Consider the following 21,829-nt stretch of genomic DNA (forward strand, 5'->3'; position numbering starts at 1 on the left):
CGCCGAAGCGGCGGAGAAACTCGTCGAGGCGGCTGTGGAGTCGCCCGATGCGGATCCCGCCGCGGTCGCGGAGTTCGTGGCGAAGGTGCCGTGGCAGGCGCCGATCGCCCGAGCCGTCACCGACGGCAGCCTCTCGGTCGATGCGGCCGAGTCGATCCGTTCCGGCCTCGGCCAGATCGATGCCGCGGTCACTGCCGAGAAGCTGGGCACCGCCCTCGAGGCGCTCCTCGTTGAGGCCGCGTCGCTGAATGTCGACCAGGTCTTCAAGCTCGCCCGGCGCCTGCGCGACCAGCTCGACGAGGCCGGCATCGCCGCCCGGGAGAAGCAGGCTCACGACGACCGGTTCCTGCGCGTGTACCGGCTCGGCAACGGCAAGGTGCGCCTGCACGGCCTCTTCGCTCCGGAAGACGGCGAGTTCGTGCTCTCGACTTTTGACTCCATCACCAGCCCTCGCCGCGGCGGGGTGCGGTTCGTCGACAAGGAGAAGGCAGCCTGGGCCAAGCGCGTCCAGGATGACCCCCGCAGCACCGAGCAGATCGCCGCCGACGCCCTCGTCCAGCTGCTGAAGATCGCCGGTGAGGCCGACCAGGGCCGCGTCTTCGGCGGCCGCCGCCCCTCGGTGCGGGTCATCGTGACCGAGAAGGCCCTGAAGCCGGGACAGCCGGCCGCCCCGGAGACCGCCGAAGCAACCGAAACCCGCGAAGCCGCCGCCCACGGTCAGATCGAGGGCAACCCCGTGCCGATCTCGCAGGAGACCATCGACCGGTTGCTCTGCGACACCGGAACCCGCGGCATCCAGGTTGACGACACCGGCCAGATCATCAACGTCGGCCGTGACCAACGCCTCTTCACCGAGGCGCAACGCGCTGCGATGGGAGTGCGGGATGGCGGCTGCCGTTGGGTCGACTGCGACCGATCACCCGCGTGGTCAGAGGCACACCACATCAACGAATGGCTCGCGGACAACGGGTACACCGACCTTGCCGACGGAATACTCCTCTGCCACCCGCACCACCTGCTCCTGCACAACCAGCACTGGACGATCATCCGCACCGGAAACGACTACTGGCTCAAACCACCCGTCGACGTCGACCCGGAACAAACCCTGATCGCACTGCCGAGCAAGAGGGCCACCCTGTAAACCGTCGGAAGCCGACCTCGGGCCAACCCGGCAAACCGGAAGCCGATCCCAGGCCACCCGGCATACCGGAAGCCAATCTTGAACGTTCTCCACGCGCAGTCCTTGATGTCTTTGCTGCTCTTGGCTCTTGGCGCTTGGCTCTTGGCGCTTGGCTCTTCGCTCTTCTCTCTTCGCTCTTTCTTTTTCCGACATGCTCGTGCCCAGCGGCGCGGGACTGCTGCGTTTCGCTATGTTGCGGGCATCCGAGAGGGAGGTCAGCGACTCAGCTAGCCTGCCCCCATGCCCACCTCGCCTGAACTGTGCCTTGATTTCGAAACCCGCCAGATCCACGCGGGCGAGATGATCGATCCCGGTTTCGGTGCGCGGGTCGGTCCGATCTATCAGACAGCCGGCTACCTCTTCTCGTCGTTCGACGATGCCGAGGCCCGATTCTCAGGTGCCACCGCGGCGAGCGTCTACTCCCGCAGCGAGAACCCAACGAACGCGGCTGCCGGCCGCCGACTGGCCGACCTCGAAGGCGGTGTCGCCGGCATCGTCGTGGGCAGCGGACAGGCCGCCATCGCCGCCACCCTGTTCGCCCTGGCCTCCAGCGGAGACCACATCCTCGCCACCGAGAACCTCTACGAGGGCACGAAACAGCTGTTCCTGGGCAGCCTCACCCGCCAGGGTCTGCGGGTCGAGTTCGTCCCCGAGTCCGCCAGCGACGCGGACTGGGCCGAGCGCGTCACCCCGCGCACCCGCGCCCTCTTCACGGAAACAATCCCGAATCCCAAGAATCAGGTCGTCGACCTCGAACGCCTGGCCGCCATCGCCCACCGGGCCAGTGTCCCCCTCGTCGTCGACAGCACCGTGGCCACCCCCTACCTCTGTCGGCCCATTGAATGGGGTGCGGACATCGTGATCCACTCCACGTCGAAGTGGCTTGCCGGCCACGGCGCGGTGATCGGCGGGGCCGTGATCGACGGCGGGCGCTTCGACTGGGCTGCTCACTCCGACCGTTTCCCCCAGCTGACCACGTCGCCGCGTGCCGGAGTCTCCTCCTTCGTCGACCGGTTCGGCACCGCCGCCTTCCTCGCCTACCTCCGCACCGTCACGGTGCTCGAATACGGTCCGACCGTGCCACCCACGAGTACATTCCTCTTACTGCATGGGATCGAAACCCTGTCGCTGCGCATGGAGCGCCACGTCACCAATGCCCAGCAGGTGGCGGAGTGGCTCGAACGGCATCCGCTGGTCGCCGGGGTCGACTACCCCGGGTTGCCGTCGAACGCCTTCCATGAGCGGGCGAAGAAGTACCTGCCGAAGGGCTCCGGATCCGTCGTCTCCTTCGACCTCGCCGCCGGGCGCCCCGCTGCGAGACTCTTCATCGATGCCCTGCGGCTGATCAGCAACATGACGCACATCGGCGACGTGCGCACCCTGGCCCTCCACACCGGCAGCACCATCCACGGCCGACTGACCGAGCCCGAGCGCCTGGCCGCCGGCATCACACCGGGACTCATCCGACTGTCGATCGGCCTGGAAAGCGCCCGCGACATCATTGCTGATCTGGAACAGGCCCTGGGCGCGGTACACCGCGGCACGGATGCCCCGGGTCACGCCTGAGGGCGCAATCCCCCGCAATCTGACTGCGGCCGAGGTCAGGCCACGTTCGCGAGCGAATCACGGGCGGCGCGAGCCACGAGCTCGGTGATGCGCCGCACGGCTTCGCGGAGTGTGTCGGGCGAGCAGGCCAGGTTGAGGCGGGCGAACCCGATGCCTTGTCGGCCATAGGTCTGCCCGTCGTTCAGGGCGACCCGGGCTTCGTTCAGGATGCGCGCGGCCGGCTGTTCACCCAGACCGAGGCCGCGCAGATCGAGCCAGGCCAGGTACCCGGCGAGGGGGCGGTGATAGGTGACTCCGGTCAGGGACTCCCGGAGCAACTCGTCGAGCAGTCGGTCATTCGCGACGATGTGGGCGACGGCGTCGTCGAGCCAGCCCGTACACGAGTAGGCGGCGACGTTGGCGTGCAGGCCGAGGATGCTCGTGCGACAGGCCACCTCCTCGGGAAGTCGATCGAGCAGCGCCGCCGTGACGTCATCGCCTGCGACGATCAGCGCGCACTTGGCTCCCGCCAGGTTCCAGCCTTTGCTGGCCGAGGTCACGCAGACCGAACGCGCTCCGGCCCGCTCCGCGAGCGGCGCGAAGGGCGTGAACGTGACCCCGGGGTGGGTCAGCGGAGCGTGCACCTCGTCGCTCACGACGAGCACACCGTGCAGGGCGGCGATCCGGGCCACGGCGGCGAGGGTGTCGGCCCCGAAAGCGATGCCGACCGGGTTGTGCGGGTTGCAGAGCAGGAACACATCGGCTCCGGCGGCGAAGGCTGCCTCCAGCCCCACCAGATCGAGCGCCCAGTCACCGTCGACCTCGCGCAGGGGCACCTCGACAACGTCGGCCCCGGCCTCCTCGACCAGCTCGAAGAACGGCGGATAGACCGGCGGGGTCACCACGACGCGACCGCCGTTAGGGAGGGCCAGGCGCAGCGTCTCGACGATGCCGACGCTGACATCCGTTGCAATGTGCACGCGGCGGGGGTCGACCTGCCACCCCCACCGGCTGGCCGCGAACTCGCCGAAGGCGGCGGCGAGCGGCCCGGGGCCGTCGAGGTAGCCGACGTCGGAGGCCTGGATGCGGGCCACCAGCGCCTCCACGATGGGGGTCGCCAGGGCGTAGTCCATCTCGGCCACGAACAGGGGCAGCACGTCGGCCGGGAACCGGGTCCATTTGATGCTGCTGCGATTGGAGCGGATGCTGTCGAGGTGAGGGGTGTTCACGAGGGCCATACCTCAGCCTGTCGGTCGGGCGAACGGATGCCCAGAGCCGTCGTCACGAATCGTCACGATCCCCGGGCCCGTTCTCGCTCCCAACGGCGAGGGGCCCGCACCCGCGTCAGCGGATACGGGCCCGGGCCCGGGTCCGCGAGCCGGCGGCTACTCGTAGCGGAGCGACTCGATCGGGTCCTGCCGTGCCGCGCGCAGGGCCGGGATCGTACCGGCCAGAAACGCCAGCCCCATCACCACGAGGATGATCGTGGCCAGCGAGGCGGGATCGAAGGCCACCAGGGTGAGCCCGGGCAGGTCGGCCAGCAGCGTGTCGGCCAGCACCGCATTGGCGCCCATCCCCGCCAGCATGCCGATGCCGACACCGATTGCGCTTCCCATCAGGCCGATGAACACGGCCTCCAGGCTGAACAGGCCGAAGATCTTGCCGCCACCCAGGCCCATCGCCTTCATCAGGCCGATCTCCCGGGTGCGTTCCTGCACGCTCATCAGCAGCGTGTTGACGATGCCGAAACCGGCCGCCAGAAGAGCGATCACGGCGAAGGCGTTCAGTACCAGCACGATGCCGTCGATGACGGCCTTGAACGAGCCGATCTGGTCCTCTACGGTGGTGCCGGTGTAGCCCAGGTCGGACAGGCCGGCCTTCAGGGTGGTCAGGTCCTCCTCGGCGCCGGTCGGATCGAACCGGACCACGGCCTGGGCATAACTGTCCTTGCTGCTCTCCGACAGGCCGACGCTTTGGGCGTCGTAGAGGGCCTCGGTGAGTACCTCGTTGGCCGTGAACGCCGTCGATCCGGCCAGGCCTTCCTCGGAGACGCCGACGATGGTGGCCGCCAGCTCGGATTGGGTGCCCGTGACGTCGGTGATGGCGAGGGTGAGCGTGGCACCCAGGGCGTCGGCGTCATCCGTGAAGCCCAGGGGCGTGACGAACGAGACCGGCACGGCGACCTCGTAGTCGCTGCTGTCCGAGTCGGGCTCGGCGCCCGCCGCGAGGTCCAGCGCCATGCCGGGGATGAAGCTTCCCACATTGGCCTCATAGGCGGTGCCGGCGGCGACCTGCACGTAGTCCGGGCTCACGCTCAGCTGCGGTTGCACGGAGAGAACGCCGTCAACGGCGCCGATCGCGTCGAGGTCGTCCGTGGTCAGGGCGATGAGGCTGAACCGGGGAGCACCGGGCGGCGAGTTCGGGGAATCGACCGCCACCGCTGCGGGATCGTACTCGACCGGACCCTCCGAGCTGTCTTCGGCCGCCTTGGTGACCGTCAGGACGTCGTCGGCGCCGATCGAGGCCACGGTCGTGTCGATGTACTGGTTGATGCCGGTGCCGACCCCGCTGGTGAGCGTCAGCGTGAAGGCGCCGATGAAGATCGAGAGCACGGTGAGGATGGTGCGGGTCTTGCTGCGCAGGCTGTTCTTGACGGCCGAGCGGATCAGGTCGACGGCGTTCATGCGCGCACCTCCGAAACTGTCGATGCGGCGGCCGGGGTGGCCGGCACCGCGTGCAGGCTGTCGGTGATCAGGCCGTCACGGATGTACACCCGCCGGTCGCAGCGGGCAGCGAGGTCTTCGTCGTGCGTCACGATGATCAGGGTGATGCCCTTCTCCCTCTGCAGCGAGAACAGGATGTCCTCCACGACCGTGCCGGTGGCGGAGTCGAGGTTTCCGGTGGGTTCGTCGGCGAAGATGACGCTGGGGTTGTTCACCAGCGCCCGCGCGATGACCACACGCTGCTTCTGGCCTCCGGACAGGTCGGTGGCCTTGTTGCGTGCCTTGTCGGCCAGGTCGAGCTGCTCGAGCACGGCCATCCCGCGGCGTTTGCGTTCGGCGCCCCCGACGCCGGCGATCTGCAGCGGCAGCGTCACGTTGTCGAGCACGCTCGTGTTGGGGGTCAGGAAGAATTGCTGGAAGACGAAACCGAAGGTCTCGTTGCGGGTCTGGTTGACGACCCGGCCGGAGAGCCCGCTGGCGTCGCGGCCGCTGAGCTCGACGGACCCGGTGCTGGGGTTGTCGAGCAGCGCCAGCAGGTGCATGAGGGTGGACTTGCCCGACCCGCTCTTGCCGACGATGGCGATCGATTCGCCCTGCTGAATGTCGAGGGAGACGCCCTTGAGGGCGTCGAACCGGGTGGCACCGCGGCCGTACGACTTGTGGATGTCGCGAGCGGCGAGAACGGGGAGGGACATGGGTGAGTTCTCCTGGTTACTGCGTGATGGTGGCTGAGTGGGTGGTTGGCGTGCCGGCCGGACCGGCTCACGTCGAACCGGTCCAGCGGCACACCTCCAGTGTCGACGGGCACGCGGCGCAGGTCGTCGCCCCTACGTGGCAACCTGGCCGTACCGCGCCGGGCCCGGTTCGACCGGCTGTGGAGGCCGGCCTACCACCACCGCAGTACGCCGGGCACCCGCGCCCGCGGGAGGACAGCGTGCGGCTCGGTTGACAGAATGGTGTCGAGTCCGATCCTCGGGCGGGAGGACAACATGCCGATCCAGAGCGACCACGTCCCGGAGGGCGACCGCAACTTCACTCCGCTGTCCCGGCTGCCCGTTTGGCTGCGCGACACCATCCTGGTGGTGTTCGTGCTGGGTCCGAGCTTCGCCACCCACGACCTCGGTGGCGCCGCGACGTCGAGCGTCGGGGCCGCACTGCTGGTGCTCGTCTCGGCCGGCTCAGTCCTGCTGCGCCGGCGCGCGCCGCTCGTGGGGGCATCCGTCGCGGTTGTCGCCTGCGTGCTCGGCCTCGCCATCGACGGGTCCATTGTGACCCAACTTTTAGCCGTCCTGATCGGGGTTTTCGGTGTGGCCCGCTGGGTGGGGAGGCGCACCTCGCTGATCTTCTCCGGCGCGACGGTGATCCTGCTGTCGGTAGCCACGGTAGCCTTCCTGGACTCCCCCTGGAATGACATCCGCACGCTCTTGCAGCTGGCCGCTTTCGTGGGTTTCGCCACCGCAGCCGGCGACGCGAATCGCTCGCACGCCGCGTACATCCGGTCGATCACCGACCGGGCCCGCCGTGCCGAGGAAACCAAGGAGTCCGAGGCGCTCGGCCGCGTGGCGGAGGAGCGCCTGCGCATCGCCCGCGACCTGCACGACCTTCTCGCCCATCAGATCGCGGTGATCAATCTGCACTCCAGCGTCGCTTCGCAGGCACTCCCCGACCGACCGGACGACGCCGAGAAGTCGTTGGCGACCATCCGGGAGGCTGCCCGCGGCGTGCTGGGCGAGATCGGCAGCCTGCTCAACGTACTGCGAGCACCGGATGCGGGTGGTCCCGGCACCGGCACCGCGCCCGTCGCCGGGCTCGCCGACCTCGAAGCGCTGCTCACCGACTTCGAGCGCAGCGGTCTGAGCGTGGAGCACCGGGTCGTCGGCACGCCACGGACGCTGCCCGGCGCCGTCGACATGGTGGCCTTCCGCGTGGTGCAGGAGGCCCTGACCAACGCCCACAAGCACGGCGCCGACCGCTCCGCACTGCTGCACCTGGACTACCAGGCGGCGGGGGTGGAGATCGTGGTGACCAACACGGTGGACACGACCGGACGCGCCGGATCGGCCGGCGCGTCGAGCCGCACGGCGGACGGTTCCGGCCACGGTCTGCTCGGCGCACGTGAACGCGTGGGATCGGTCGCCGGCCGCCTGACCGCGGCCCGGGGGCCTGGCCCGGTCTTCCGGTTCACCGCCTGGTTACCGACCGGCGGAGACCCAACCGCCGATCCGACCTCCGCCACAGACCCAGCCGCGGCCGTTGCCGCGCCCCGAACGAATGGTGCCTCATGATCTCCGTGGTCCTCGCCGACGACCAGTCCCTGATTCGCACGGCCGTGGCGGAGCTGGTGTCGCACGAGGAGGGCTTCACGGTGGCCGGGCAGGCCGGCAACGGGCGCGATGCCGTTGCCCTGGTGCGGGAGCTGCGCCCCGATATCGTGCTGATGGACATCCGGATGCCGGTGATGGACGGCATCCAGGCGACCGAGGCCATCTGCGCCGACCCTGCGCTGGCCGGAACCCGGATCATCGTGCTGACCACCTTTGAAGAGGACGAGTACGTGCTGCAGGCGCTGCGAGCCGGAGCGAGCGGTTTCGTCGGGAAGGGCACGGAGGCCCGCGACCTGATGAACGCCATCCGCACCGTGCACAGCGGTGACGCGCTGCTGTCGCCACGGGCCACCAGGGCGCTCATCGACCGTTACACGGCCCCGGCCGAGCGCCCCTCCCTCGTGGCGCCGGCCGAGCTGGCGCTCCTCACCGACCGGGAGCGGGAGATCCTGCTGCTCGTGGGCCGCGGCCTCGCCAACACCAGGATCGCCGACGAGCTCGTGATCTCCCCGCACACCGCCAAGACCCACGTGAACCGCATGATGACCAAGCTGGGCGCGCACGATCGCGCCCAGCTGGTGATCATCGCCTACGAGTCGGGCCTGCTCGTGCCCGGTTCGTGAGCCGGGACGCGTCGCCAGGACCGGTCAGTCTTCCTCTTCAGCCCGCGAGAGCCGCTGCGACACATAGACGGGGATGAACGAGGCAAGGATGATGACGGTGGCGACCACGTTGACGACGCTGGCCTCGTTGGGGCGGGCCATCTGATTCATGATCCACAGCGGCAGCGTGTCCACTCCCGGCGGTGCCGTGAAGATGGTCACCACCACCTCGTCGAAGCTGAGGGCGAAGGCCAGCAGGCCGCCGGCCACGAACGCGGTGCGGAATTGGGGGAAGGTGATCAGCTTGAAGGTCTGCCAGAGCCCGGCCCCGAGGTCCATCGAGGCCTCCTGCAGGTTCGGGCTCATGCGCCGCAGCCGGGCGAGCACGTTGTTGAAGACCATGACCATGCAGAAGGTGGCGTGGGCCACGATCATGCCGAAGTACCCGATCTGAATGCCGATCGGTTCGAGGATGTTGTTGTACGTGTTGCTCAGGGCGACACCCGTCACGATTCCCGGCAATGCGATCGGGAGCACGACGAGCAGGTTGACGGTCTGCTTGCCGAAGAAGCTGTACCGCTGCAGCGCGAACGCGGTGAGCGTGCCGAGCACCAGCGCCAGCGCGGTGGCACCGAGGCCGACGACGATCGAATTGAGCAGGGCTGCCCGGATGGGCTCGCTGGTGAAGGCGACCACCCACCAGTTGAGCGAGAAGTCCGTCACCGGCCACGTGGCGATCCGGGCGGCGTTGAACGAGTTGAGCACGACGAGGGACAGGGGGATGTACATGAACACGAGCACGACGCCGACGATGGCGCCGAGGCCGATCTTGGCGCTTCGGGTGAGTCTCAGCATGGCGGGCTCCTACATCCGGTCCAGTGCGCCGGTCTTACGAACGGCGAACAGGTAAACCAGCACGAAAACAATGGGAACGACCGAGAAGGCGGCCGCGATGGGCGGGTTGAGGTTGATGTTCGAGGCGATCACGCTGCCGATCATCTGGGTGGAGCCCCCCACGAATTTGGCGGCAAGGTAGTCGCCGAGGCTGAGCGAGAAGGTGAAGATCGAACCGGCGATGAGGGCGGGCTTGAGAAGGGGCACGACGACGGTGCGGATGGTGGTCCAGCTGCGCGCCCCCAGGTCGGCCGACGCGTCGAAGAGGTTGGCCGGGATCTGGCGCACCGCGGTGTAGACGGGCAGCGCCATGTACGGGAACCAGAGATAGGTGAGAGTGAGGACCACGGTCGTGTAGCTGAATCCGGGACCGCTGAGGCCGAGGGGTTCGAGGGCCGAGTTGAAGAAGCCGTTCTCGGTGAACGTGATGCGCATGGCGAGGATCTTCACCAGGTAGCCCGCCCAGAGGGGCAGGGTGATGGCGACGGCCAGGAAAGCACGCAGCCAGGGCGACGCCACCTTGGCCATGAAGATACCCAGCGGGATGGAGAACACGACGCTGAGGATCGTCACCAGCAGGGCGATCGACAGTGTTCGCAGCGAGGTCGAGAGGTAGGCAGGGTTTTCGACCAGCCGCACGAAGTTGTCGAGGGTGAAACCCGGGATGACCTTGGAGGTGAACGGGTCGGTGCGCCAGAACGCGGTGATCAGGAGCATCACGAGGGAGAAGATGTAGACGCCGACGAGCCAGGTCAGGGGCAGAGCCAGCAGCCCGAGCAGGCGAAGCCGTGGACTGCGGTGCAGCCGGGTCGAGAGCGGCTTGCTGCCGGCGGGCTGGACCCGGCCCGGGCCGGGTGTCGTGACGCCGCCCGGCTCGGCTGGCGTGACGCGGGGCACTGTGCTGGTCACGGTGATTCCTTCGGTGCTTGCGGATGCGGGTGGGGGCCGGTGGGGCCCCGGTCGGGGCCCCACCGGAAAGTGACTAGCTCTTGACGGTGAGCCAGGCATCCGTCCACTGCTGGAAGTTGGTGCAGGTGACGTCGGTACGTCCGTCGATGCACTGCTCGAGCGGAGTCGTCCAGAACCAGACGTTCTCGAAGTACTCCTCGTCGGTGGCGTGGAAGTAATCGCAGTGCGCTGCGGCCTCAGCGCTGGTCTCGCAGAAGGCGCCGTTGGCCGGGGCCATGCCGAAGCCCATCGCGATCGCGCCGTTGACCTCGGCGGAGCTGGTGTAATCCATCCACAGGTAGCCGCAGTTGGGGTTCTTCGCCTCGGCCGAAATCATCCAGGCGTCCGACCAGCCGGTCGAGCCCTCTTCGGGCAGCACGCTCTTGAACTTCTCGTCCTCGGTGAGCTTGCGCAGGATCTCCCACGAGGTGCCCACGACGGACGTTCCACCGGCGTACGAGGTGATCTGGGCGACCGGGTCGGCCCAGTACTCGCTGACGATCCCGTTTTGCGTCTTGAGCAGCTCGATGGCGGCGTCAAGCTGCTCCTGGTCGAGCGCGTACGGGTTGGTGATGCCCAGATCGGGTTCGTGCGTCATCAGGTAGACGGCGGCGTCGGCGATGTAGATCGGGGCGTCATAGGCGATGATCTCGCCGGCATAGGGGCTGTCTTCCTCCCACACGACGTCCCAGCTGGTGGGTGCCTCGGTGACGACCTCGCTGTTGTACTGCAGGATGTTCGCACCGCGGCCGATCGGAACGCCGTAGCTCTTGCCGTTGATCGTGTCGTAGATCTGCCCCTGCATGCCCTTGACGGTGTCGTCGCCGAAGTTGGGGATCAGGTCGATGTTGATCGGTGCGACGTCGCCGCCGGCGATCAGGCGCAGGCTCGCGTCGCCGGAGGCCGAGACGAGGTCGTAGTCTCCGGTGCGCATGAGCGTCACCATCTCGTCGCTCGTGCCTGCGACGCGACGGTTGACGGCGCATCCGGTTTCTTCGGTGAACTGGTCGGACCATGCCGGCTCGACGAATCCGCTCCAGGCGACGATGTTCACCTCACCCTCGGCCTTGCCCAGCTTGTCCATCATGGGCACGTCGGGAACGTCGATGTTCAGGCCGCCGGCAGACGTGTCGCTGTTCGCCGTGTCACCGGTGCCGCTGCAGCCGACGAGCACCAGCGTTGCCGCTGCCATCATCGCGGGAAGCAGCATGTACTTCTTCTTCATGGAACTCTCCTAGTGATTCGTGGTGCAGGGTTGGTGTCGTGAGGGTCGTTCGGCTCAGGGGACGATCGACACGTGGTCGGTCTTCCAGATGGCGCGCACGGCGTCTCCGCGGCCGAAGGCGGCCGCCGCTGTGGGGTGGTGGTCGTTGTGGCGTTCGGCGGTGAGGCGGAGGCCGGCGGCGGTCTCGATGATGTACCGCGTGGCCGGGCCGGTGTAGACGGTTTCGTAGACGGTGCCGAGCACGGAGGTCTCGTCTGCGGCGACGGCGGAAGCAGCATCGGCGAGTCGCACCCGCTCCGGGCGCACGCTGATGAGCTTGTCTATTCCGGTGATGACGCTGGCGTGGGCAGGGGCGATGAGGTTCGAGATCCCCAGGAATCCGGCCACGAACGCGGTCTGGGGAAACTCGTAGACCTCGTTGGGTGTTCCGACCTGTTCGATGCAGCCGTTGTTGAACACGGCGATGCGGTCGCTCAGGGTGAGGGCCTCCTCCTGGTCGTGGGTGACGAAGATAAAGGTGATGCCGACCTCGCGCTGGATCTGCTTGAGCTCAACCTGCATCTCTTCGCGAAGCTGCTTGTCGAGAGCGCCGAGCGGCTCGTCGAGCAGCAGAACGCTGGGCTGCAGGATGAGCGCACGGGCCAGCGCGATGCGCTGCCGTTGCCCCCCGGAGAGCTGGTGGGGCAGGCGGTCGGCGGTGTGGGCGAGGCGCACCTGCTGGAGGGCCCGCTCGACTCGCTCCGCCGTTTCGGACTTCCCCATCCTCCGCACCCGCAGACCGTAGCCGACGTTCTCGGCGATGGTCAGGTGGGGGAACAGCGCGTAGTCCTGGAAGACCGTGTTCACGTTGCGGTCGAACGGGGCCATCCGGGTGACGTCGACGCCGTCGAGTTCGATCGATCCGCTCGTGGCGTCCTCGAAGCCGGCGATCATGCGCAGCACCGTGGTCTTGCCTGACCCGGAGGGCCCGAGCATGGAGAAGAACTCCCCCGCGTGAACTTCCAGGTTGAGTTCTGCGACGGCGACGACATCCCCGAACACTTTGGTGACGGAGTGCAGGCTGACGCCCTTGGGCGTGGGCGAAGCGGCTGATGCTGCTTCCAGTAGTGCGCGGCCAGACTGTGGCATTGGTCGATGACTCCTTGGAACGACGGTGGTCTAAGAGGTTGGACTAAACCTATAGTTCCATAGGTTTTGTTGCAAGCAATTTAATCTCGTGGTTCATTCATCGCGGCAGCCCCGGCGGTGTGAGGGAGAATGAGGCCGTGCCCGCATCAACGACGACGCCCTCTCGACGGGGCGAGCCCTCGCGACTGCAGAGCGCCGTGTTCCAACCCATCGGCGACGCGGGACGGGCGGCCCTGGTGGAGCGGCGCATCGCCGAGGCGATCACCGGTGGAGTCCTCGCTCCCGGCACGAAGCTGCCGGCGGAGTCCGAGTTGGCCAGGCTGTTCGGCGTCGCTCCGGCAACCGCTCGGGAGGCACTCCACTCCCTGCGCGAGCGTCGCCTGGTCGTCACCCGCCGCGGGCGCAGCGGCGGAAGTTTCGTCGCGGAAACGGCCAATGCCGCAGAATTCGCCACGCGGGCCCTGTGCGCCATGTCACGGGTCGCCCTCCGCGACCTCGCCGCGCACTACCTGGCCGTCACTGGCGCCTGCGTCGCCCTGGCCGCCCAGCGGGCCGACCCGAGCGAGATCCTGCGCATCCGCGGCCGGCTCGATCGCTACACCGGCAACGATCCACTGACGTGGCGACGGCTGGCCGACGACGCGCACCTCGAGATCTCAGCGCTCAGCCAATCGGCCAGGCTCACCCGTGAGCAGATGCGCCTGCAGGCGGAATTCTCGCCGTTCCTCGCGCTCGTCGACGCGTCCGAGGCCGATCGGGATCGCAGCCGCAGCCAGCTCCTCGCCGTTCTCGACGCCGTCGCCGCCGCGGACTCGGCTGCCGCGACCGGCCGGGTGCGCGAATCCATCATGGATGCCGTGGACCGGCTGATCGACCACCGGGCGGAGTTGGCCCGGTCGTGACTGCAGGCGCTCTCCCCCGGTACTGTGTATCCCAGTCACCGAGGATCAGCGCCCTGGCGCGACTCGCAACAAGGAGGTTGCCATGACTACAGGAGTCACCACGGTCGCGTCCCGCGCGGTCGCAGCCGTCGATGGGTACTTCGCTGACGCCCTCGACGCCCTGGAGGCCTGGCGGCTCGACATCGCGGGCGACATCGCCGCGGCGCGGCGCTCCGGGCCGGTCACCACGTCGCGACTCGACGCACTGGTGGCGCCGTACGCGCGGCAAACCCTCGACACGCCCGGAATTTCCGTCTACGGTGCGGGCTTCATCGCCGCCTACGACTCCCTCGCCGACGCCCCCAGCCACCTCGCCTGGTGGCAGGGGCCGCAGCGGGCCCGGCTGACCCTCGCCAATCAGGCGATCAACAAGGGCAACATCGACTACAGCGAACTCGAGTGGTACCGGGTTCCCCTGCTCACCGGTGAGGCCCACATCGCGGGGCCCTATGTCGACTACCTGTGCAGTGACGAGTACACGATCACCGTGGCCGCACCGGTGCGGATCGATGATGTCTTCGTCGGCGTCACCGGACTCGACCTGCTCATCGACACCGTCGAGCGCGACCTCACGCCCCGCCTCGCGCTACTGGGTGCCGACATCACCATCGTCAACACCGCCGGCCGCGTCGTGGTGTCGACGAACCACCGCCTGGCCACCGGGGAGTCCCTCCGCGGTGACGCATACCGGGACACCGAGCGGGTGCCGTGTCTGCGCACGCCGCTCGAGATCGTGCTGGTCTGACACGACCGTGTTCCGAACGCCACCAGCACCCGATTCACCGTGAGAACGACAAAAGGCCCCCGATTTCTCGGGGGCCTTTCTGTCCGATTGGGTTGTTGGCAATCAACCCGTCTTGTTCACTGTGCGCGAGGGGGGACTTGAACCCCCACGTCCTTTCGAACACTGGCACCTGAAGCCAGCGCGTCTGCCAATTCCGCCACTCGCGCGAACTTAGGAAGATTAGCACTTTCCGAGGGCACTCCGCCATTCGAGGCAGACGGGCCCCGCGAAACACAGGGCTGCACGGCGTGGCGGGCATCCCCGACCGCACAGGAAAATGCCCCCGAAGTGGCGACACGGACGCGCTCCCGTAGGATGACAACCCTTGCCGGGTATTGCCCGGCGGGTGAGTTAACACTTGAGACAAGTAACATGCTCATAGCCGAAAGGATCGGATCGGGAGACCTGTGGGCATTCTGGATAGTTTTGAAAAGGGTCTCGAGCGTGCCGTCAACGGTGCGTTCGCCAAGACCTTCAAGTCGGGGCTGCAGCCGGTGGAAATCACCTCAGCGTTGCGTCGCGAACTCGACACGAAAGCGGCGGTTGTGTCCCGCGATCGCATTCTCGCGCCCAATCGCTTCACGGTTCGGATGAGCAACACCGACTTCCAGCGCATGTCCGCCCTCGGTCAGACCCTCCTCGACGAACTCACCTCACTCGTGCAAGAGCATGGCCGGGATCAGCGCTACCAGTTCGCCGGCGGCGTCTCCATCAGCCTCTCCGCCGACCGCGGCCTCAGTGAGGGAATGGTCCAGATCGACTCCAGCACCATCAAGGGCAGCGTCGCCTGGATCCCCGTGGTCGAAGTCAACGGCAAGCGTTACCCCCTGACCCAGTCGCACACCGTCATCGGCCGTGGCAGTGACGCCGACATCACCATCGACGACTCCGGCACCTCCCGCCGTCACGTCGAGATCCTCTGGGACGGCTCCCGAGCCCAGGTGCGCGACCTGGGCTCGACCAACGGCTCCCAGCTCAACGGTTCGCCGGTCAAGCAGGCGATCCTGGAACCCGATTCCGTCGTCACCATCGGTCGCACCCGCATCGTCTTCCGCGTCATCGCGCAGGCCTCGTCGTCGTCCGAGCCCGTCAGCGAGCGTCGGCGCGACGGCGGCCGCGAACGGCATGACATGGACGGATTCTGGGGGCCCAACGCATGAGCGTCAGCGAACTCACCCTGCTGGTGCTGCGCCTCGGCTTCCTTCTGGTGCTGTGGCTGTTCATCTTCGGTATCGTCTACGCGCTTCGCAGCGACCTGTTCGGCCACCGCGCACGCAAGATGCAGCCGGATGCCGGTGCACCGGTCGGTGCGCCCGCCGCGTTCCCGAGCCCTGTCACCCTGCCCCCCGCGGCCGCGGCATCCGCGCCCACCGAGCAGTTCGCAGCCAGGCCCAGCCCGGCGTTCACTGACGTGGACGACAAGGCCACCAGCCAGAACGCGACCCGCCTCGTGATCACCTCCGGCCCGAAGGCGGGCACCGAGTTCCCCCTCACCGGCGACTCGATCACCATCGGCCGGTCCGGCGACTCCAGCCTCGTCATCCGTGACGACTACACGTCCACCCACCACGCACGCCTGATGCTCTGGCATGACAAATGGATGATCCAGGACCTCGATTCGACCAACGGCACCTTCCTCGACGGCAACCGCCTGGCGGTCCCCACGCCGGTCCCGCTGAACACCACGGTCAAGATCGGCGCAACCAGCTTCGAGCTCCGGCGGTAGCTGCATGGCGACAGTCAGTCACAGCGCGGCCGCGTCCCACGTTGGAAAGATTCGGTCCAACAACCAGGACTCCGGTTATTCCGGGCGCCATCTCTTCCTGGTGGCCGACGGGATGGGCGGCCACGCCGGCGGCGACGTCGCCTCGGCGATCGCCACCAAGCGCATCACGGAAGCCGACCGGGACTACCAGTCGCCGCAAGACGCCGAGTTCGCCCTGCAGGCCGCACTGATCGCCGCCAACTCGCAGCTGGCCGAGACGGTGTTCGAGCACCCCGAACTCACCGGCATGGGCACCACTGTCAGCGCCATCATCGTGTTGCAAGACGAGGTCGCCATCGCCCACATCGGCGACTCGCGCATCTACCTGCTCCGTGAGGGTGAGCTGTCGCAGATCACGATCGACCACACCTTCGTTCAGCGCCTCGTCGACAGCGGCCGCATCACCGAGGCGGAAGCCATGGTGCATCCGCGCCGCTCCGTGCTGATGCGGGTGCTCGGCGACGTCGAGTCGTCCCCGGAGATCGACACCTCGATCCTCGCCACGTTCGCCGGCGACCGCTGGCTGATCTGCTCCGACGGCCTCAGCGGCGTGGTCTCCAACACGGGCATCGCCGCGGCTCTGCTCAGCCCTCTCGACGCGCAGGGCGTCACCGACCGCCTGGTCAAGGAAAGCCTCGACGGCGGGGCGCCCGACAATGTCACCATCGTCGTCGTCGACATCGGCTCGCCCGTCGACCGGGTCGACTCCCCCGTCATGGTCGGGTCGGCATCCGCCCCTCTGGCCTTCGGCGAAGAGCCCACCCGCGGTCGGGCGCTGCGCATGTCCAGCCTGCGCCTGCACCCCGTGCGGGAGACACACTTCGAGCCCGACTCCCAGGACTATCTCTCCGAGCTGATCGAAGAGGACAACCGCCGTGCACGCCGGCGCAAGGTCACCTGGCTGGTCGGCATCACCCTGCTGGTCCTGACCATCGTCGGCGCCGGGTTCTTCGGTTACCAGTGGACCCAGAGCCGCTACTACGTGGGGGTGGAGGGCAGCACGGTCGCGATCTTCCAGGGCGTGCAGCAGGACCTCGGCCCGCTCTCCCTCTCCTCCGTCTACGAGGACACCGACCTGGAACTGTCCGAGTTGCGGGTCTACGACCGGCAGCAGGTCGAACAAACCATCAGCGCAACGTCCCTCGCGGACGCCATGCTCATCGTCGAACGGCTTCAAGATGCCAGCGTCCAGTAACCGGTCAACGACGACGGATGCGCCGGCGCGCCCGCCCCGCGTGCGTCGCCTGCATCTGCCACAGAAGCTGCGCAACCTCGAGTTGTTCCTGCTGCTCATCGCCTGCGGCATCAACGCCGCCAGCGTTGTGCTCGTGCAGCTCGGCGCGCTCGGCCGCATCGACACCACCCTCGTCCTGCTCGGCGCCGGCCTCTCGGTGATGGTGCTGGGCATGCACGTGGTGCTGCGCTTCGTGGCCCGCGAGGCCGACCCCTTCATCCTGCCCATCGCCACCCTGCTCAACGGCCTCGGGATCGCCATGATCTACCGCATCGACCTGGCCAACCAGGAGACGGGCCTGTCCAGCGCCTCCGTGCGCCAGACCATCTGGAGCGCCCTGGCGATCGGCTGCGCCATCGCGGTCCTGCTGATCATCCGCAATCACCGAGTGCTGTTCCGGTACACCTACATCGCCGGTTTCGTCGGTGTGGCCCTTCTGCTGCTCCCCCTCGTGCCCGGCCTCGGCCGCGAGGTCAGCGGAGCGCGCGTCTGGATCGGAATCGGCTCCTTCGCGACCTTCCAGCCGGGTGAGATCGCGAAGATCGCCCTGGCGGTCTTCTTCGCCGGCTACCTCGTGCGCAACCGCGACAGCCTCTCCATGGTGGGCAAGAAGTTCCTCTGGATGCGGTTCCCGCGCCTGCGCGACCTCGGCCCGATCCTCGTGGTCTGGGCGTTGTCCATGTCCGTCATCATCTTCCAGCGCGACCTCGGCACCGCCCTGCTCTACTTCGGACTGTTCCTGGTCATGCTCTACCTCGCCACGGGCCGGCTCAGCTGGGTTCTGCTCGGCATGTCCCTCTTCCTGGGCGGCGCCCTCGTCGCCAGCCAGACCCTGGACTACGTCAACGGCCGGTTCCAGAACTGGCTCGACGCCCTCAACCCGGATGTCTACACGGCCGACGGCGGCAGCTACCAGCTGGTGCAGGGCCTCTTCGGCCTCGCCAAGGGCGGCCTCGTCGGCACGGGCCTCGGCCAGGGGCGTCCGGAAATCACTCCGGTCCCGCAGAGTGACTACATCATCGCCAGCCTCGGCGAGGAACTCGGCCTGGCCGGCATCTTCGCGATCCTGGCCCTCTACCTGCTCCTCGTCGCGCGCGGCTTCCGCATCGGTTTCGCCGGCAACGACGATTTCGGCAAGCTGCTGGGCGTCGGTCTCTCCTTCGTCATCGCACTGCAGTGCTTCATCGTGATCGGCGGCGTCACCCGGGTGATTCCGCTCACCGGGCTGACGACCCCGTTCCTGGCCGCGGGCGGGTCCTCCCTCGTGGCGAACTGGATCATTGTGGCCCTGCTCCTGCGCCTGTCAGACACAGTGCGCAACCAACCCAGGCTGGTGGTCTGATGAATCGTGAACTCAAGCGAGTGAGCATGGTCGTGCTGCTCATGTTCGTCGCTCTCCTCGCCTCGACGACGATCGTGCAGGTGTTCCAGGCTGACAGCCTGTCCGCGGATGCCCGCAACACCCGCACGCTGTACGACAGCTATTCCATCGAGCGCGGTCCCATCCTCGTCGCGGGTGAGCCGATCGCCCAGTCGATGCCCGCCGACGACGAATACAAGTTCCAGCGCACCTACAGCAACGGCCCGCTCTACGCCCCGGTCACCGGGTTCATCCCCCTCAACGGAGCGCCGACCGGCCTCGAGCACGCCCTCAACAGCGAACTCAGCGGAACCTCGGACGCCCAGTTCTTCGACAAGATGAACGCCCTGATCACGGGCCAGAGCCCCAAGGGGGCATCCGTCGAGGCCACCATCGACCCCGTCGCGCAGCAGGCCGCCTGGGATGCCCTCGGCGACCTCACCGGGTCGGTCGTAGTCACCGAGCCGGCGACCGGCCGCGTCCTCGCCATGGTGTCCAAGCCCAGCTATGACCCGAACCTGCTCACCGTGCACGACGACCAGCAGGTCACCGACAGCTACCAGGCCCTGCTCAACGACGAGTCCGACCCGCTGATCGACCGGTCCATCAATGCTCTCAACCCCCCTGGCTCGGTGTTCAAACTGGTGGTGGTGACCGCCGCGCTCGAATCGGGCAAGTTCACCCCGGAGAGCACGTTCCCCAACCCGGCCACCTACCAGTTGCCGGGGTCGTCGTCGATCGTCATCAACTCCGGCGGCGGAACGTGCGGCGGCGGCGACACGGTCACCATCGCGACCGCCCTCAAGCAGTCCTGCAACATTCCGCTGGCGGAACTCGGGCTGCAACTGGGAGACGACGCCATCCGCGCAACGGCCGAGAAATTCGGCTTCAACAGCGACTACTCGATTCCCCTCGACGTGTCCCAGAGCGTGTACCCCACCGTTCTCGACGACGCGCAGACCGCCCTGTCGGCCTTCGGCCAGACGGATGTGCGGGCAACAGCGATGCAGATGGCGATGGTCTCGGCCGCGATCGCCAACGGCGGTGTGCTGATGGCCCCCAACCTGGTGGACAAGGTGACGGCCCCCGACCTGAGTCCGATTCAGGTCTTCGAGCCACAGACCAGGGAACGGGTGATGAGCGCTGAAACGGCCGCAACCTTAACCCAAATGATGGTCAATGGAGTCCAGGATGGCGCCGCCAGCAATGCAAGAATAGACGGGGTCGATGTGGCAGGAAAAACGGGGACGGCGGAGAACGCCGAAGACGAGCCCTACACACTGTGGTTCACCGGTTTCGCCCCTGCGGCGGATCCGAAATACGCGATCACCGTTCTCGTTGAAGACGGCGGGGGAATGGGCCAGACGGGGTACGGCAATCTGCTTGCCGCACCAATTGCAAAGCAGGTACTAGAGGCGGTGCTGAACAAATGAGACCTACATCAGGGCTCACCTTCGGGGGACGATACGAACTGCAGTCCCGGATCGCCATTGGCGGGATGGGCGAGGTTTGGAAGTCCGTCGACCTCGTAATCGGCCGCACGGTCGCCATCAAGATCCTCAAGGACGAGTACCTCGGTGACCCCGGGTTCCTCGAGCGCTTCCGCGCCGAGGCCCGGCACGCCGCCCTGGTCAACCACGAAGGCATCGCCAACGTGTTCGACTACGGCGAAGAAGACGGCAGCGCCTTCCTGGTGATGGAACTCGTCCCCGGCGAGGCACTGTCCACGATCCTCGAACGTGACCACGTGCTTCCCGCCGACAAGGTCCTCGACATCGTGTCGCAGACGGCTGCCGCACTGCACGCTGCCCACGCCGCGGGCCTCGTGCACCGTGACATCAAGCCGGGCAACCTCCTGATCACGCCCGAAGGCCGCGTCAAGATCACCGACTTCGGCATCGCCCGGATCGCCGACCAGGTGCCGCTGACGGCAACCGGCCAGGTCATGGGCACGGTGCAGTACCTCTCTCCCGAGCAGGCCAGCGGTCGCTCCGCCTCGCCGACCACGGATATCTATTCTCTGGGGATCGTCGCCTACGAGAGCCTCGCCGGCCGCCGCCCCTTCACGGGCGAGTCGCAGGTCGCGATCGCCATGGCCCAGATCAACGAGACCGCTCCCGACCTGCCCGAAACGGTGTCGGAGCCGGTGCGCAACCTGGTGATCTCCTGCCTGGCCAAGAACCCGGCCGACCGGCCGGCCTCGGCCGCGCACCTGTCCCGCGCCGCCGCAGCCCTTCGCCGCGGTGACATCGCGGCGGCTGCGGCATCCGTGCCCGCGATCATGAACGGTGTCACGCCGACCTCAGCGACCATGCTGATGCCCGGCGCAGCCGGTATGGCAGCCACCACGGTGCTGAACACCGGTGGGCCCGCGACGCGTTCGTCCACGATCGCGACGGAAACCGACGAGGAGAAGAAGAAGCGCAGCCCGTGGACCTGGCCTCTGATCGCCTTGATCGCGCTGCTCGCCCTCGTTCTCACCGGCACCCTGATCGCCCTGTTCACACAGGACGATCCGAGCACTCCGGTGGATAAGCCCACGGCATCCGCCACGCCGACGCCGACCAAGACGCCCACGGCGACACCGAAACCGACCCCGACACAGGCGCCGGCGGTCACCACCGTCGAGGTCAGCCTGGCTGATTTCCAGGGCCTGACCAGTGGGGAGGCCCGCGACAAGCTCTCCGGTCTCGGGCTGGTCGCGGATGTCCAGACCGGCAACGCCGCAGCAACCGAGGACCAGATCGCCGACACCGTCTATGAGGTGAACCCGACCGGCCCGGTCACGAAGGGCTCCACCATCACGGTCAAGGTCTACGGCGCCGCCGAGACCCCCGACGCCCCGACGGCGGCACCCACGGTTGCCCCGGCGACGGCCGTCGCCGGCACCCCGGTGACGGTCAGCTGGGCGGCCCAGTCCTGCCCCAGCGGCCAGACCCTGTCGGGCTATGAGGTCGTCGCCGACGGCGCGGCCGAGTCCCCCGGCGCGCTTGGCCCGGACGCCACCTCGACCACGATCACCACGGGTCCCGACGCCGGAACCTTCACGGTCAAGTTCCGCTATATCTGCGGCCAGGTCTCATCCGACTACTCAGCATCATCGACTGCGGTCACGGTCACGGCAGCGCCGGCAGGATAGCCGCCGCGTGAGGAGTTACCGCTAAAGTACGAAGATC

19 protein-coding genes and 1 tRNA gene are annotated in these 21,829 nt (G+C 67.5%); 12 read left to right on the top strand and 8 right to left on the bottom strand.

From position 1 onward, the window contains the following. Positions 1-1,141, top strand: a 1,141-nt coding sequence (locus tag E3T49_RS08880) for a DUF222 domain-containing protein (RefSeq protein WP_134424578.1), incomplete at its 5' end; no start/stop codon positions are given. Between the two features lie 279 nt (positions 1,142-1,420). Next, positions 1,421-2,746: an O-acetylhomoserine aminocarboxypropyltransferase/cysteine synthase family protein gene (locus E3T49_RS08885; RefSeq protein ID WP_134424579.1), complete on the top strand. Its 1,326-nt coding sequence runs from the start codon at positions 1,421-1,423 to the stop codon at positions 2,744-2,746. A gap of 35 nt (positions 2,747-2,781) precedes the next feature. Here the strand turns inward: E3T49_RS08885 and E3T49_RS08890 are convergent, their stop codons facing one another. From E3T49_RS08890 to E3T49_RS08900, 3 genes are all read right to left on the bottom strand, one after another. Then, positions 2,782-3,963 carry a MalY/PatB family protein gene (locus E3T49_RS08890; RefSeq protein ID WP_134424580.1) on the bottom strand — a complete coding sequence of 394 codons (1,182 nt, stop codon included), beginning with the start codon at positions 3,961-3,963 and terminating at the stop codon, positions 2,782-2,784. A gap of 147 nt (positions 3,964-4,110) precedes the next feature. Continuing rightward, positions 4,111-5,409, bottom strand: coding sequence for an ABC transporter permease (locus tag E3T49_RS08895; RefSeq protein ID WP_134424581.1), 1,299 nt, complete (start codon positions 5,407-5,409; stop codon positions 4,111-4,113). Then, positions 5,406-6,143: an ABC transporter ATP-binding protein gene (locus E3T49_RS08900; protein WP_134424582.1), complete on the bottom strand. Its 738-nt coding sequence runs from the start codon at positions 6,141-6,143 to the stop codon at positions 5,406-5,408. The genes E3T49_RS08895 and E3T49_RS08900 overlap by 4 nt, the downstream gene beginning before the upstream one ends. Before the next feature lie 294 nt (positions 6,144-6,437). Between E3T49_RS08900 and E3T49_RS08905 the strand changes: the two genes are divergently transcribed. Both E3T49_RS08905 and E3T49_RS08910 read left to right on the top strand, forming a co-directional pair. Further along, positions 6,438-7,733, top strand: coding sequence for a sensor histidine kinase (locus tag E3T49_RS08905; protein ID WP_134424583.1), 1,296 nt, complete (start codon positions 6,438-6,440; stop codon positions 7,731-7,733). Further along, entirely contained in the window at positions 7,730-8,395 is a 666-nt protein-coding gene (locus tag E3T49_RS08910; RefSeq protein ID WP_134424584.1) for a response regulator transcription factor, read from the top strand. Before E3T49_RS08905 ends, E3T49_RS08910 begins: the two co-directional genes overlap by 4 nt. Before the next feature lie 24 nt (positions 8,396-8,419). Here the strand turns inward: E3T49_RS08910 and E3T49_RS08915 are convergent, their stop codons facing one another. From E3T49_RS08915 to E3T49_RS08930, 4 genes are all read right to left on the bottom strand, one after another. Then, positions 8,420-9,229, bottom strand: a complete 810-nt coding sequence (locus E3T49_RS08915) for an ABC transporter permease (RefSeq protein ID WP_134424585.1) — start codon at positions 9,227-9,229, stop codon at positions 8,420-8,422. Positions 9,230-9,238: 9 nt separating this feature from the next. Continuing rightward, positions 9,239-10,177 (bottom strand): ABC transporter permease, encoded by a 939-nt coding sequence (locus E3T49_RS08920; protein ID WP_241972728.1) that lies wholly within the window; start codon positions 10,175-10,177, stop codon positions 9,239-9,241. A gap of 73 nt (positions 10,178-10,250) precedes the next feature. Then, positions 10,251-11,441 (bottom strand): extracellular solute-binding protein, encoded by a 1,191-nt coding sequence (locus E3T49_RS08925; protein ID WP_134424587.1) that lies wholly within the window; start codon positions 11,439-11,441, stop codon positions 10,251-10,253. Between the two features lie 54 nt (positions 11,442-11,495). Continuing rightward, a complete protein-coding gene (locus E3T49_RS08930) occupies positions 11,496-12,569 on the bottom strand; it encodes an ABC transporter ATP-binding protein (protein WP_134424588.1) in 1,074 nt (357 codons plus the stop codon). 137 nt (positions 12,570-12,706) lie between these two features. On the opposite strand from E3T49_RS08930, the gene E3T49_RS08935 reads away from it, so the two are divergent. Both E3T49_RS08935 and E3T49_RS08940 read left to right on the top strand, forming a co-directional pair. Next, entirely contained in the window at positions 12,707-13,471 is a 765-nt protein-coding gene (locus tag E3T49_RS08935; RefSeq protein ID WP_241972729.1) for a FadR/GntR family transcriptional regulator, read from the top strand. Between the two features lie 82 nt (positions 13,472-13,553). Continuing rightward, entirely contained in the window at positions 13,554-14,255 is a 702-nt protein-coding gene (locus E3T49_RS08940; protein WP_134424590.1) for a cache domain-containing protein, read from the top strand. 122 nt (positions 14,256-14,377) lie between these two features. Here E3T49_RS08940 and E3T49_RS08945 read toward each other — a convergent pair. After that, positions 14,378-14,461 (bottom strand) — tRNA-Leu (locus tag E3T49_RS08945). Between the two features lie 240 nt (positions 14,462-14,701). On the opposite strand from E3T49_RS08945, the gene E3T49_RS08950 reads away from it, so the two are divergent. From E3T49_RS08950 to E3T49_RS08975, 6 genes are read left to right on the top strand one after another with little or no spacing between them, the layout of a single operon-like run. Further along, the gene (locus tag E3T49_RS08950) at positions 14,702-15,454 is read left to right on the top strand and encodes an FhaA domain-containing protein (protein ID WP_134424591.1); all 753 of its coding nucleotides are present in this window, start codon (positions 14,702-14,704) and stop codon (positions 15,452-15,454) included. Further along, a complete protein-coding gene (locus E3T49_RS08955; RefSeq protein ID WP_134424592.1) occupies positions 15,451-16,020 on the top strand; it encodes an FHA domain-containing protein FhaB/FipA in 570 nt (189 codons plus the stop codon). The genes E3T49_RS08950 and E3T49_RS08955 overlap by 4 nt, the downstream gene beginning before the upstream one ends. A 4-nt stretch (positions 16,021-16,024) precedes the next feature. Next, positions 16,025-17,254, top strand: coding sequence for a PP2C family protein-serine/threonine phosphatase (locus tag E3T49_RS08960; RefSeq protein ID WP_134424593.1), 1,230 nt, complete (start codon positions 16,025-16,027; stop codon positions 17,252-17,254). Beyond that, positions 17,238-18,635, top strand: coding sequence for an FtsW/RodA/SpoVE family cell cycle protein (locus E3T49_RS08965; protein WP_134424594.1), 1,398 nt, complete (start codon positions 17,238-17,240; stop codon positions 18,633-18,635). Before E3T49_RS08960 ends, E3T49_RS08965 begins: the two co-directional genes overlap by 17 nt. Then, positions 18,635-20,086, top strand: coding sequence for a peptidoglycan D,D-transpeptidase FtsI family protein (locus E3T49_RS08970; protein WP_134424595.1), 1,452 nt, complete (start codon positions 18,635-18,637; stop codon positions 20,084-20,086). Before E3T49_RS08965 ends, E3T49_RS08970 begins: the two co-directional genes overlap by 1 nt. Further along, positions 20,083-21,792 carry a serine/threonine-protein kinase gene (locus E3T49_RS08975; RefSeq protein ID WP_134424596.1) on the top strand — a complete coding sequence of 570 codons (1,710 nt, stop codon included), beginning with the start codon at positions 20,083-20,085 and terminating at the stop codon, positions 21,790-21,792. Before E3T49_RS08970 ends, E3T49_RS08975 begins: the two co-directional genes overlap by 4 nt. The last annotated feature ends 37 nt before the right edge of the window (positions 21,793-21,829 follow it).

The organism is Cryobacterium cryoconiti, from assembly GCF_004403065.1.
In the GTDB taxonomy this organism is placed as follows: Bacteria; Actinomycetota; Actinomycetes; order Actinomycetales; family Microbacteriaceae; genus Cryobacterium; species Cryobacterium cryoconiti.

Coding starts and splice junctions, on each gene's coding strand:
- E3T49_RS08885 (WP_134424579.1), top strand. CDS start 1,421: ATGCCCACCTCGCCTGAACTGTGCCTTGATTTCGAAACCCGCCAGATC.
- E3T49_RS08890 (WP_134424580.1), bottom strand. CDS start 3,963: ATGGCCCTCGTGAACACCCCTCACCTCGACAGCATCCGCTCCAATCGC.
- E3T49_RS08895 (WP_134424581.1), bottom strand. CDS start 5,409: ATGAACGCCGTCGACCTGATCCGCTCGGCCGTCAAGAACAGCCTGCGC.
- E3T49_RS08900 (WP_134424582.1), bottom strand. CDS start 6,143: ATGTCCCTCCCCGTTCTCGCCGCTCGCGACATCCACAAGTCGTACGGC.
- E3T49_RS08905 (WP_134424583.1), top strand. CDS start 6,438: ATGCCGATCCAGAGCGACCACGTCCCGGAGGGCGACCGCAACTTCACT.
- E3T49_RS08910 (WP_134424584.1), top strand. CDS start 7,730: ATGATCTCCGTGGTCCTCGCCGACGACCAGTCCCTGATTCGCACGGCC.
- E3T49_RS08915 (WP_134424585.1), bottom strand. CDS start 9,229: ATGCTGAGACTCACCCGAAGCGCCAAGATCGGCCTCGGCGCCATCGTC.
- E3T49_RS08925 (WP_134424587.1), bottom strand. CDS start 11,441: ATGAAGAAGAAGTACATGCTGCTTCCCGCGATGATGGCAGCGGCAACG.
- E3T49_RS08930 (WP_134424588.1), bottom strand. CDS start 12,569: ATGCCACAGTCTGGCCGCGCACTACTGGAAGCAGCATCAGCCGCTTCG.
- E3T49_RS08940 (WP_134424590.1), top strand. CDS start 13,554: ATGACTACAGGAGTCACCACGGTCGCGTCCCGCGCGGTCGCAGCCGTC.
- E3T49_RS08955 (WP_134424592.1), top strand. CDS start 15,451: ATGAGCGTCAGCGAACTCACCCTGCTGGTGCTGCGCCTCGGCTTCCTT.
- E3T49_RS08960 (WP_134424593.1), top strand. CDS start 16,025: ATGGCGACAGTCAGTCACAGCGCGGCCGCGTCCCACGTTGGAAAGATT.
- E3T49_RS08965 (WP_134424594.1), top strand. CDS start 17,238: ATGCCAGCGTCCAGTAACCGGTCAACGACGACGGATGCGCCGGCGCGC.
- E3T49_RS08970 (WP_134424595.1), top strand. CDS start 18,635: ATGAATCGTGAACTCAAGCGAGTGAGCATGGTCGTGCTGCTCATGTTC.
- E3T49_RS08975 (WP_134424596.1), top strand. CDS start 20,083: ATGAGACCTACATCAGGGCTCACCTTCGGGGGACGATACGAACTGCAG.